The organism is Nostoc sp. ChiQUE02, from assembly GCF_034531305.2.
Lineage (GTDB): Bacteria > Cyanobacteriota > Cyanobacteriia > Cyanobacteriales > Nostocaceae > Nostoc.
Genome location: NZ_JAVRBN020000018.1, coordinates 98,211 through 110,451, shown reverse-complemented (window position 1 = coordinate 110,451; position 12,241 = coordinate 98,211). Strand labels below are relative to the sequence as shown.

General features: G+C 40.2%; 10 protein-coding genes. 6 read left to right on the top strand and 4 right to left on the bottom strand.

Annotated elements, in window-relative coordinates; translation table 11 throughout:
- Positions 1 to 202 precede the first annotated feature (202 nt).
- The 4 genes from RM347_RS19585 (at position 203) to RM347_RS19570 (ending at position 5,779) form a co-directional block, all read left to right on the top strand.
- Positions 203 to 397, top strand: coding sequence for a hypothetical protein (locus tag RM347_RS19585; RefSeq protein WP_322718575.1), 195 nt, complete (start codon positions 203 to 205; stop codon positions 395 to 397).
- Between the two features lie 979 nt (positions 398 to 1,376).
- On the top strand, positions 1,377 to 2,666 hold the full coding sequence (locus RM347_RS19580) for a hypothetical protein (protein ID WP_322718576.1): 1,290 nt from the start codon (positions 1,377 to 1,379) through the stop codon (positions 2,664 to 2,666).
- A 466-nt stretch (positions 2,667 to 3,132) separates the two neighbouring features.
- Positions 3,133 to 3,408 carry a hypothetical protein gene (locus tag RM347_RS19575; protein WP_322718577.1) on the top strand — a complete coding sequence of 92 codons (276 nt, stop codon included), beginning with the start codon at positions 3,133 to 3,135 and terminating at the stop codon, positions 3,406 to 3,408.
- A 1,201-nt stretch (positions 3,409 to 4,609) separates the two neighbouring features.
- Complete coding sequence (locus tag RM347_RS19570) at positions 4,610 to 5,779, top strand: PAS domain S-box protein (RefSeq protein WP_322718578.1); 1,170 nt, start codon at positions 4,610 to 4,612, stop codon at positions 5,777 to 5,779.
- Between the two features lie 31 nt (positions 5,780 to 5,810).
- Here the strand turns inward: RM347_RS19570 and RM347_RS19565 are convergent, their stop codons facing one another.
- Positions 5,811 to 6,317: a GNAT family N-acetyltransferase gene (locus RM347_RS19565; protein WP_322718579.1), complete on the bottom strand. Its 507-nt coding sequence runs from the start codon at positions 6,315 to 6,317 to the stop codon at positions 5,811 to 5,813.
- Positions 6,314 to 6,643 (bottom strand): GNAT family N-acetyltransferase, encoded by a 330-nt coding sequence (locus RM347_RS19560; protein ID WP_322718580.1) that lies wholly within the window; start codon positions 6,641 to 6,643, stop codon positions 6,314 to 6,316. The genes RM347_RS19565 and RM347_RS19560 overlap by 4 nt, the downstream gene beginning before the upstream one ends.
- A 236-nt stretch (positions 6,644 to 6,879) precedes the next feature.
- On the opposite strand from RM347_RS19560, the gene RM347_RS19555 reads away from it, so the two are divergent.
- Together RM347_RS19555 and RM347_RS19550 are read left to right on the top strand one after the other, a co-directional pair.
- Complete coding sequence (locus RM347_RS19555; RefSeq protein WP_322718581.1) at positions 6,880 to 7,761, top strand: isopenicillin N synthase family dioxygenase; 882 nt, start codon at positions 6,880 to 6,882, stop codon at positions 7,759 to 7,761.
- Positions 7,762 to 8,901, top strand: coding sequence for an NAD(P)/FAD-dependent oxidoreductase (locus RM347_RS19550; protein WP_322718582.1), 1,140 nt, complete (start codon positions 7,762 to 7,764; stop codon positions 8,899 to 8,901).
- Positions 8,902 to 8,968: 67 nt separating this feature from the next.
- Here RM347_RS19550 and RM347_RS19545 read toward each other — a convergent pair whose 3' ends face one another.
- Together RM347_RS19545 and RM347_RS19540 are read right to left on the bottom strand one after the other, a co-directional pair.
- Positions 8,969 to 9,493, bottom strand: a complete 525-nt coding sequence (locus RM347_RS19545) for a DUF2085 domain-containing protein (protein ID WP_322718583.1) — start codon at positions 9,491 to 9,493, stop codon at positions 8,969 to 8,971.
- 43 nt (positions 9,494 to 9,536) lie between these two features.
- Complete coding sequence (locus RM347_RS19540; RefSeq protein WP_322718584.1) at positions 9,537 to 11,648, bottom strand: TIGR00300 family protein; 2,112 nt, start codon at positions 11,646 to 11,648, stop codon at positions 9,537 to 9,539.
- Positions 11,649 to 12,241 lie beyond the last annotated feature (593 nt).

Here is a 12,241-nt window from a genome sequence, read left to right as displayed (position 1 = left end):
GAGAGGTCAAAGTATATTGCATACAAACTAGAATCGCTATAGATGATATTCGTTTCACCCCAACAAAAGAGAACAATTAGAATCTCTCTCGCTGCGGTAGTATTTTCACTAGAGAATGTTGTAAGTTTTGTATTAATACATACCTATCATCTTAAGAAAGTAAACTAAATGTTTAGCCGCTAATTATTGCTGCATCGAAGGTGTGGGGAAGATCCTGCTGAATATAGGAACCCGTGGTTTAGGCTTATTTGCTGTTATATTGGCGTTAGCCGCAGAAGAGTTATTAGCTGCCTCAGAGAGGATAGGTGGTTTGTTGTTAGTAGAATTGGCAAAATCACGCAATTGGTTAGTGGAAGGTGAATTTGAAGATATGGAAGTAATATTATCGGTATTTTGACTGTTAGACTTTACCGGAGTTTGAGCTTGAGATGGAGTAACGATGAAAGTCGAACTTGTTCCTAATACCAGTATGAGAAAATGAGAAATATATTGTTGCATGGGGATTAGTACAATGGGTTGATAAATATTCAAAGCTTAAAGAAGTTGTGTTTGTTATTAGTTGGAAATAAAACCGTAATTTCCCAATATAAATCATGACGCTGTTCTCCAATAAAACTTGATATCAGCGATTTACAAATGAATAAACTACTAGGGCTTAGTACATTAATTCGCTAACAACAACCGAACCTACCTCAATCACCTTTCCTACACAGGAAGGGGAAAACAAACTTCTATTTCGTAAAAACAGAGCTGTTATTTCAAGACTGCTGAATCGGTTCGATAGGGGATTGGCAAATAGATACACCTGGAATAATTGACGTTTTTTAATCAACTAAGCCAGCACAACTATTAATATTTTAGTTATATTTAACTTATTACTAAAAGAGGAATGTTACTGAAATTTTTGAAAAAGTTGATTTATATAAATCAACTCTTAATTCGCATATTTAACTAACTAAAGCAGTAAGTATATGAATTTTTAACGAAACCTGAGTTTGATGAAGTAGCTTCCGTCAATAAATACGTGTATATTTATTTCAGCAATATTTACTCATCTGACTATGCTAGGTAAATACTGAGAATATAAACCAAAATTCCCCGATTGATTTGAAAATTCAGGGAGCTTGTTTCTCAGGAATGATTTAGGATTGCTTGCTATATATGAGTTTAGATGTCAACATCCTAAAACCAGAACTCCTTCCTATCAGAGGAGACAGCCAACAATTAAATGAGATTTTTTGTGCTTCATGTCGATATTTTAAGGTTTACCATTTCCTCATAAACTTTCAGAGCAGATGAGGATTCTTACAAGTTAAACTAGACTTCTCTCTAGTTAATAATGGCTAGATTTACACCCCCTATTTTTCTGAAAATATATGAAATTTAAAACCTTCAAATATCCTTTCGCACTCATGCTAGTCAGCTTCAGTTTTTTGCAGACAGCTGATGCTCAAACTCCTATAACTGAAATTTCCCAGCTATCTCAGGAAGTTTCTGTGCTTCGGAAACAGGGGCCAAGCGGATTACAAGTATTTCTCAAATCCCATGCCAATACGCTAAATACCGATTCTTCAGGTGCAGTTATACCTTTCCCTGCACTCCGGGTAGCTTTAGACGAACTCTGCCAACAACGCGACTGTTACGCCTCTCGTCTGTACTGGTACACTGACATAGAACAAGCCAAAGCTGCTGCCAGAACCAGTGGTAAACCCATTTTATCTCTGCGGTTGCTGGGCAGGCTGGATCAGGATTTGAGTTGTGCTAATAGTAGGTTCTTCAGAGTAGCGCTGTATCCGAATGTTGAAATTTCTAAACTGCTTCAAGACCGCTTTATTTTGCACTGGCAATCAGTACGCCCTGTACCCAAAGTAACTATTGATTTTGGCGACGGACGTAAGTTAGAGCGAACGATTACAGGCAATAGCATTCATTATATATTGGATGGATCGGGTCGTCCAATCGATGCAATTCCAGGGTTATATAGTCCCAAAGCATTTTTGCGTCAGCTACAGCAGGCTGAAGTAGCAGTAAAAAATTACAGTAAACTTACACCAAGCGATCGCGAGTCTTATTTAAGAAAATACCACAGCGATCGCCTGAATTCTATCCAAGCTCAATGGGTTGCAGATTTATCCCGCTTGGGTATCCAGTCTCCCCCTAAGTTGTTGGAGCCAAACAATTCTAATCAGCCACCTACAGCAGCAATAGCAAGCTCTCTAGCAGTTTCTAAAATGAGAGTTGAAAGACCAATGCTAAGTGCTTTCCAGTCTAATGCTGAACGCAATCAAAACGCTTTAGCTGAAATTACCGACCAGGAAGTCTGGAACAAAATTGCTCAACTCTATGCCGTTGATGCCAAGCTAGATCAGAACAGCATTTCTCTAATCAAAGCTAAAAAGTCTCAGTTTGCCAACACTCAGGAAGATAATTTGCCGATAATAGTGAAAAAATTTGAAGCTACAATGGCTTTAGATACAGTCAGAAATGAATATATGCTGCACAGCCAAATTCATCAATGGTTTATGCAGGGTAAGCAAACAAGCAGTGTAGAAGTGCTCAATGAACAAGTATACGCCCAACTATTTTTAACTCCTAGTTCTGACCCTTGGTTAGGGCTTTTCCCCAGCGACAGCTACAGCGCGATTGATAATGATGGCATTCGTTAGGCTAATAAACCTAATTTATTACCATTGTCTTTAGCTTTAATTCGAGGCCAATAGGAGTGCAAAAATTAGTGATTAATTGGGCGTCCAGTGCGTAGCGCCTTGTAGAGAAGGGGAGACGCTGGTGCAACAATACTGCGTGGAATTGTTATTAGTACACCTAAGTCAGTAAATTATGTCTAAATTATTGATAATCTATGGTTATTATTGATAATAAAAGCTAATTTTACTGTTTGCAGTTGCTTTTCTATGCAGTTTGTTTCTCTACAAAAAGCTAAATTTGTTTATGGAGTATCAATTTTCATTTACCAAGTTAAAAACCATGAAAAAAGAACATATTTACGTCATTTTTGTCTAAGCTTGTAATTTAAAAATATGATAATTTGCCAACTGGGCTGTAACAATAAATATTAGGATTAAATAATCCTCTAACTAGTAAAAGTCACAACCCAATCTTAAAAGGATAAAAATGGCTAGTATCCAAGTATCTGAAATCCTGCATAAGAATGCAATTTCATCGCAATTGTCTGAAAGTTTTCTCAATGAATTACAAGCACATGAAATAATATTTATAGAAGGTGGAGGTGGATATTACCGCGATCGGGGTTATAGAGATAACGATGAATTGTATGATAGAATAGATCCCGATAGATATGGCAGAGGTAGGTCTTTCTATAGAAGAGGTAGGAGTAGGGGTAAAAATGATGATTACATAATCATATATCCCGGTGAAGGTTTTTATTAAATGATCGAGAGGTGATCACAAAGGGCTATGATGCAAATAAACTTCATAGCCCTTATAATTCGTTGTTAATATTATTAACTTCCTGATTTAAACTTTGGCAATGATGGAAACTTTATTTAGTGAAAAGCCTGTAGTAAGTAAAAAGAAGTGACAAGATTTTATAGTATTTACACCTCACCCATCACTCCTTATAACTTGCGCGTTGATAAGCTGTTACGCATTTTTAAATTACACCAGCTTACTGCTTCATTTATCCTCTAACTAAAGAGGCGAATAATTGTTAAGTTATTGTGTGCTTATGTATACAAATAATTTTAACTGATTAATATCTATTTTGCAATTGTAGATGTAGTAGTTCGACTATTGCTTGTCCTCAGGAGTTTTACTCTTGCCTGTGCCAGATAGTTCCATAATTAATTTGAAAACCAAAAGGCTCAGATTCACGACTTCTTAGAGAAGTTGGGAATCTGGTTGTGAAATTTATTAATAGTTAATGTATGCATCAACACAAACAAACTTAACTTAGATTCTATATCTTTGGTAGTAGTGGCTTGATTCCTGTGATGGAAGTTGGGGAAAATATTATCAGTTATTGTGAATAATCATAGAAACAATTATCATTAGCACTAAATCATTCATTGGGGGAATGACAAAGTGGGTTAAACAATACTGAGAAATAAAGATTGAGAACCAGGCTTTTTCCAATTGTGCTGTCTTATCTAATTTCTCTGCTAGTCATAATTTTTACTGGCTTATCAGTTTAGTCACAAATTAGCACAATCTTAGGTCAGCGGATTTAGCGCTCGTATTAGCTGAGTTTATCAAATTTTCCCACCAAAGATAGAAGTAGTACTTACTGAAATGTCCTAAACTTTTTTGTAAAAAAGTTTCTGAGTGGTGAAAGCTCTCAATGGACACTTTGTAATTTCCTAGATTCAATTTACTTTGAGCATCTAGGTTTATGCGACACTTGTCATTTAAAAAACTGGCTCATCTATAGTGCTGTAGGATATAAATTGTCAAAAACAATTCTTGAAACCCTAAAATCAATGTACTTTTATAAGTTCAATTGAATAAAAATTGCAGTTTACAACCAGTTAAATTTTTAACTCAGCAAAATCAGGAATGCTGCAATTTTTCCAAGGATTTACCTACTAGATTTTTTTGCTCAACCTCTGCAAGCAAGTAGCGGGAATTTAAGGTGAACATAGAAAATTTTATCCAACGCACAGAAGTATTGCATAAGCGTTTAGCAGATTTATGCCAAACTGCTAGTGTATTACCTTGGATTCAAGAGGATCTGCTGCCGCTAGCTTTTAAGGAACTCTATAACAGCTCAAAGATAGTACAGTTAGCGGCGGAGGAACTGTATCAGCAAAATGAGGAACTAATACAAACACGGAATTGGTTAGAAACAGAACGCCAACACTATCAAGAATTATTCGAGTTTGCCCCTGACGCCTATTTAGTGACTAATACTGAAACAATCATTCAAGAAGCTAACTTCACCGCAGCTAAATTATTCAATGTTTCAAAGCAATTTTTAGTGGGCAAACCAATGATTAACTTTGTCCCTCTAGAAGAACGTCAGCACCTTCGCAACGAACTCATTCAACTATCGCAATCAGACAGAGTTAGAGAGCTATCGATCCGCTTGGAACAACGTCATGGTGAATTATTTGATGCAGCTTTAACAGTGGCACTTGTCCGTAATCCGCAGGGTAAGGCAACCTCTCTACGCTGGGTGATACGTAATATTACTGAACGGAAACAACTAGAATTAGCGGTAGTCAAAAATGATAGCGACCTCTTCTATGATCGTCCCGTGGATAAACATTCTAAAGGAGAAACTATTCCCCTCAACCCATTAGTAATTTGGTATGTTTGTCAGGGTTTAGTCAAACTCAGTACCTATTGTGAAACGGGTGAAGAAGTGCTGCTCGGATTGGCAACAACAGGAATGGTTTTTGGCTCTAGTTTGACATCTCTAAACATTTACCAAGCAACAGCCCTCTCTGATGTTGAGTTGGTGTCAATTTATGCAGCAGAAATAGCAGCTTCTCCAACCTTGAGCCATACGCTTTTACCAAAAATTAATCAGCGGTTACAGCAAACAGAATCTTTTTTAGTCATTTGTGGAAGACGACGAGTACAAGAACGCTTGCACCATTTATTACAACTTTTGAAACGAGAAGTGGGTGAAACTGTGGCGGAGGGAACTCGCCTAAGTGTTCGCTTCACTCACGAAGATATTGCTAGCGCCTGCTGCACTACGAGAGTCACAATTACACGATTGATGGGCAAATTACAAGAACAAGGTGTTATCAGTTTTGACTTAAAAAAACACATTATTTTGAAAGATTTTGATTAATTAAATCTTTGTCGAAAGTTTTGTTGTATTACTATACTCCATCAAAAGCAGCTGGATAAATAACCTTGCCTTTATACTTTTTTTGATAGTTTTGCAGTGGTTTAACCATGAAAACATCCTCTGGTACTGGGAAGGAAGACTTGATTTCATAAATAACAGAAGGCTGAAAACCAAAGCGAGTATAAAAGTGGGGATGACCAAGGACAATCACAATGGCTTCTCTCTTTGCGTCTGCTATTTCTAACCCTGCTTTTATTAGTGCGCTGCCAATACCCTGTTTTTGAAACTGTGGATGAACTGCTAAAGGTGCTAGACCAATTACCTGTAGTGTTTCTTCACCTACCAGGTCAATATAGCTGAATAAAATATGACCAACGACGACATTTTCAACCTCTGCAACCAGAGAAAGTTCTGGAATATAGCGGTCAGAATGGCGAATTTCCTGCACAAGTTTAGCTTCGTTTTCCTGCCCAAAGGCTAATGTATTCACCTCAGCTATTACTATGTAATCTGGCAGAGTTTCACAACGAATATTCATGATTTCAAAACCAATTCCATAAAAACCCAGTTTGCTCGATGTTCTAGAGGAATCTCTGTTTTTTCCAAATATGGCTCGATATCCTGAAAGCCAAATACACGATAAAGAATATGTGCTTCTTTTGCAAAAGGGGCACTGTCTAAACGTATCCTTGAATAACCCATATAGGGAGTTTCTTTGATGATAGCCTCTAATAATGCTCTACCGATTCCTTTTCTACGAAATTCTGGTTTTACATACATCCTTTTTATTTCGCCGACATCTTCACCAATTTTTCGCAAGCAAGCACAGCCGCCTATTTTTGCTTCGTATTGTCCTAAAAGCAAGCGTCCTGAAGGGGGGTAGAAATTCGTGAAGTTGAGTCAGATATTGTTCAAAGAATGTATTAACATCTAAATTGATACCGAATTGATGGCTGAATATCAACTTAGTCTCGTTAAAATATTCCCAAAATAGTTGATGTATATCATATTTATGTTCGTCAGTCTCTACCTGGATAATTTTAAGCACAGTTGATGCCTCCGCTAAATAATTAAACAAAATAAAAAATCTACAAATATCAATGGTCATCATTCCAGTAATTGATTTAACAGCCTTCAACAATGGCAACGCAGCAACTCGACAAGCTGTTGTGAAAATTTATCAAGCTTGTCATGAAATTGGTTTCATATACTTGCAAAATTCGGGAATATCAAAAGACCTAATCAATCAAGTATTTGCTTACAGCAAATATTTCTTCAATTTACCTTTAAAAGTTAAGCAAAAGCAAGCTTGGAATAATGAATTTAGTAACACAGGTTATGTTGGAATTGAGAGGGAACGTCTTGACCCTAATAAACCAGGCGACTTGAAAGAGGCGTTTAATGTAAACAAACAAGATGCTGTAGGGATAGATACTTCTATTGTCGCCTTTTATGATAATTGCACGAAACTTGCTAACACGATATTACAAGCTTATGCATTGGCGTTGGAATTACCAGAAGATTTTTTTACAACAAGACACAATCAACAAAATCATACCTTGCGACTATTACACTATCCCCCATTGCAAACACCACCGAAACCTGGACAAGTGCGTGCTGGTGAGCATTCCGATTATGGCAGTATTACCTTACTTTTCCAAGATGACGTTGGGGGGTTAGAAGTACAGACAGCATCTGGAGAGTGGATTGCCGCGCCTGCAATTCCTGATACTGTAATAGTCAATACTGGCGATTTAATGCAACGGTGGACAAATCATGTATTTTGTTCAACCAAGCATCGAGTGATGATTCCCAGTGATAGTAGGGTGAACCAGTCTCGATATTCTATTGCTTTTTTCTGTCATCCTAATGATGATACAGAAATTGCTTGTCTGGAAAGTTGTCAGAAAGAACAATCGCCTATTTACCTCCCTATCCTTGCAGGAGAATATCTTTTAAGTCGTTTACAAGCAACATATTAGATGAAAACCTATGACTGGATTGTGGTTGGTGGTGGAATTACGGGTGCTACACTCGCTTATGAACTGGCTAAAACTGGCTTTTCTGTACTTTTGTTGGAGCAACACAGCACACCACAGAATGCAACTCGCTATAGTTATGGTGGGCTTGCCTATTGGTCTGGTAATACGCCACTAACTCGGCTATTGTGCGAAGAAGCGATCGCACGTTACCATATCCTATCTCAAGAGTTAGACGCTGATATCCAATTTCGGGAATTAGATTTATTACTGACTATTTCAGCCGCAAATGACCCAGAAACAACTGCTGCATCATATAATCATTTTGCCATTCCGCCCCGTTTACTCAGTGTCCAAGAAGCTTGTGAGTTGGAACCGCAGCTAAATCGAGAGGCGATATCTGGTGCTTTAACTGTTAAACACGGTCATATTCACCCAGAAAAAACCGCACAAGCTTACATCCAAGCTTTTGAGCGGGCTGGGGGTGAAATGCAGATTACCCAAGTTTTGCAAGTCTTGCAAGATGGTGTACAAACCACCACTGCAACTTTCCACAGCGCTAACGTTGTCATCTGTGCGGGTGGACTCAGCCGCCAGCTTCTCAAATCTGCTGGTATTTCCATCAAGCTGTATTTTACCCACGCAGAAATCATTGAAACTCCACCCGTTGGTGTCAGGTTACGCACCTTAGTTATGCCAGCGAATCTGCAACGGTTTCAACTAGAAGCTGAATCTACTCAAGTTGATGAATTGTGGGATGAACTTGGTAATGAGTTAGTACCGCCAATTTTAGATGCAGGTGCAATTCAGTTTCAAGATGGTAGTATCCGCATTGGTCAAATTAGCCGTGCGATCGCAGATCCTCATGCCAATGTAAACTCAGACGTAAGCGAAAAATGGTTACGAAGAAGTGCCGGTCAAATTTTGCCAGTATTAGAGAATTTACCAGGGACTTGGTATCATTGCTTGGTGGCATTTAGTAGCAATAAACTTCCCTTAATTGGTGCTATTCCAGGATTTGAAGGCGTTCATGTTTTTTCTGGATTTAGCAATCCCCTAGTACTAATACCTCCTTTAGCCAAGCGCTATGCTAATTTTGCAACTGGCAAGGAAGATGAAATTATTACAAAAATGCTAATCTAAAAGCTCCGCAGTGATGTTTGTGACTTAACAAAGGTGGGTTTTACCTGTGTAGGTGCAGTTTCTAATTCTACAATTCATGCAAGCTGGTTTTAGCAACCCGCCACCCGTGCAAAATAGGCATGGTAAACAATCCCCACGCCAAACCGGTAATCAACCCAAAAGGCGTAACTAGATAGTTATTAAAACTCCACAAACCAAAAACTTGTGCTGCCAATTCCAAAGGATAAGCCATCATCAGCACACTTGCGAGCGCCACACCACTCCAGCCATACTGACTTAACCAGTAAAATCCTTTACCACTAGTTACCCCATATAGCAGGCGAGTAATTAGCAAACCCGTTACAGTACCATAGCAGCGCATACACACCGCCATAATAAATGGTGGTGCTAAATCTAACCCCATATCTGGTTGCGGACATACATGATTACCCATGAAATAAATGATGTCCGCAATTCCAGAAAGCAAAGACACTCTAGACGCAGCCAAAAAGGGAGCCATAGGCGGGCCAAAAACCATCCCTACCAACAAGAAATCAGCAATCAAACTGACCCAATTAATCTGCAACTCTTCATTGAAAGCTACTCTTGTCATCTCCCTTTTTCTGCGTCCTCTGCGCGTCTGCGTCTACGTTTTCTTAACCTACCTTATTAACATAAGGACTTGTCAACTTATCCAACTGCTGAATCAACAGACTGAGAAATAATCCCACATCTGTCACCACACCCACTGATTCTACAGAACCGCGATCGCTTAATTTAGTCACCACAGCTGGATTAATATCCACACAGACCATTTTCACCCCAGCCGGAGTCATATTCCCCACCCCAATTGAGTGCAGCATCGATGACAGCATCAAAATCATCTCTGCACCTTCTAAGTGTTTGGCATATTCCTCCTGTGCTTTAATCAAATCCATTTGGGTATCAGGCAAAGGCCCGTCATCCCGAATCGAACCCGCAAGCACAAAAGGTACATTATTGTGGACACACTCATACATCACGCCACTTTTAATTGCCCCCGCCTCCACAGCTTTGGGAATGCTGCCATAACGGCGGATACTATTAATTACCTTGAGGTGATGGCGGTGTCCACCATGCACGGCGACACCGCGCTTCATGTCTACACCTAAGGAAGTGCCCATGATATTTTGCTCGATATCGTGAACTGCGATCGCATTCCCACCCAGCAGTGCCTGTACGTATCCTTCGCGGATCAGTTGCGCCAGGTGTTCACCGCCACCAGTGTGAATTACCACCGGACCAGCCGTGACAACTACCTTCCCACCAGCATCGCGGATTTTCCGCAATTCCCAAGCCACTTGCTCAACGACCAATTCCACGCGCCGTTCGCTGGAAACGCCTGCCGACATAAAGCTGAATTCTTGAGTGCTGCGTAGTTCGCGTGATTCAGTTTTACGGATGGTGCGGATACCTAGCACGTCTACAATTACCTGTTCGCCAACTTGTAAATCGCGTAGTATTTTACACCGAGCAACTAAGCCATTGGGAGTCTGGGTAATGGCGATCGCGCCATCCATCCGTTGATTTTCTACCTTTACCCACTGACCATTAATTCGCACTTCGGTGGGATAAATCGTACTGACGTAGAAATCATCAGGCGCTACACCATCTTGGATTACAGGCTCCAGTTTGGCGTCTCGCTCATCATGCGGTAAATCTACTGCACCCAAATCAATCAATCGGGAGATGATTTCTTCCATCACCTCATGAGATGGTGCTGATACCCTCACCTCGGCGGCTGAAGTACTTTGGCGTTGTTCTCCCAAGTTGAAATTCAGGACTTGGAAACTTCCGCCGGCATCTACAATCAAATCCAAAGCGCGGTTAATTAAGCCAGCATCTAGCAAGTGTCCTTCCATGCGAATGACGCGGCTTTCAACCGAGACATTGGCATGAATTTCGTCTCTAACTGGTTCTGTCACCCGCAAGGTTAGGCATTTAGCCGCACCACCAGCTTTGAGAAACTCGGTAAGCGCCGTTTCAATTATTTGGAAACCTGCTTCTGCAAGTCGTGCCTTCAAAGCATCACTCGCTTTGTTCATAATCACGATGCTGTCCACATTCACCGCATTACAAGCGAAGTTAACGGCATCGGCTTCTTCGATTGCGATCCGCTTTTCTGGTGCGACTCGCATTTCAATTAAGCGGTTGGAGTAAGAATCAAAAGCGCCAGGATAGTACAGCAAATAGCCATTTGCTAGGGGACAAAAGCAGGTATCCAGATGATAGAAACGTTCATCTATCAATCGTAGGGAAAGCACTTCAATATCCAGCCATTTAGCTAGATAAGGGTGAGAATCTAATTCTGAGCGGAAACCGTATCCCGCCCATAACCAGCGTCCTTCCCGATCCAGCAGTGCGTCTCCTGCTCCCTCAAAGGGCAAATCTTTGGGAAGTTCATTGACTGTATAACCATTTGCCTCAAACCATTGTTTGAAGAAAGGCTCTTCTCCCTGACGTTCTTTGTGTAAAAAGCGACTGAGGACAACGTTATCCCCCAGTACTAAGCCAGCGTTGGCGGTAAAAACCAAATCAGGCCAGCCTTTTTCAGGTGGTACTAAGTCTACAATGGCGTGTTGTTTAAGGATCTGGTGTAGTCCCTGCCACTGTTCCACGGCGCGATCGCGCGATGACTTGTGAATATTCCCTTCCATCCAAGGATTAATCACATAGTCCACGTCGTAGTGGTCAGGAGGGCACATCAAAAAGCGAATACGGGAAGTCATAAAAATCTTACAAGCGTTTTATATGCTACAAGCCTATTTGGGTTACAGATTTTTGATTTACTGACATTTGGTAAAATCTGCTACTAAAGCTCTATCTTTTGATAGTTGAAGGCTTTACAAAGGCTTCGTTCTTAATTCTATTACTGGAAGATGGGAATAAGTAGAGAAGGTGGCAAAATGCCAATGATGCAAGTTGCCTCAACTCTGGTTCGTAGAGTTGAGCAACTTGCATCATTGAATATTGAGTAAAGCTTATGAGAAAGAGGGGCAAGTGAAAACACCATTATAAGCAGCAAATATTGGTGGCGATCGCTCTCTTCCTCCTCCTTATCCAAAGCACGCGTGGTTGGCGGATAAGATGTCCACCCGACAATTGCCAATCAAACTGCAACGCGAGAGTCATTAGTTATTAGTCCTGCTGTCCGCGAAACACCACGCCCACTAATCGAGCATGGTTTGAATTAGTCCGAAGTCAAGAAAGTTTTTTCGCTTAACTTCAGGCAAGGTATGTAGCAAAAAACTCTTTATCAATGACTAATGACCAATACAACTCTTGGAGAGGCTGCGCCAACGGCTACGCTCAGTACAAGTGA

What these genes read in the sequence shown, in the direction of transcription:
- RM347_RS19580 (WP_322718576.1), top strand. Translation starts at nt 1,377, where the DNA reads ATGAAATTTAAAACCTTCAAATATCCTTTCGCACTCATGCTAGTCAGC.
- RM347_RS19575 (WP_322718577.1), top strand. Translation starts at nt 3,133, where the DNA reads ATGGCTAGTATCCAAGTATCTGAAATCCTGCATAAGAATGCAATTTCA.
- RM347_RS19565 (WP_322718579.1), bottom strand. Translation starts at nt 6,317, where the DNA reads ATGAATATTCGTTGTGAAACTCTGCCAGATTACATAGTAATAGCTGAG.
- RM347_RS19555 (WP_322718581.1), top strand. Translation starts at nt 6,880, where the DNA reads ATGGTCATCATTCCAGTAATTGATTTAACAGCCTTCAACAATGGCAAC.
- RM347_RS19550 (WP_322718582.1), top strand. Translation starts at nt 7,762, where the DNA reads ATGAAAACCTATGACTGGATTGTGGTTGGTGGTGGAATTACGGGTGCT.
- RM347_RS19545 (WP_322718583.1), bottom strand. Translation starts at nt 9,493, where the DNA reads ATGACAAGAGTAGCTTTCAATGAAGAGTTGCAGATTAATTGGGTCAGT.
- RM347_RS19540 (WP_322718584.1), bottom strand. Translation starts at nt 11,648, where the DNA reads ATGACTTCCCGTATTCGCTTTTTGATGTGCCCTCCTGACCACTACGAC.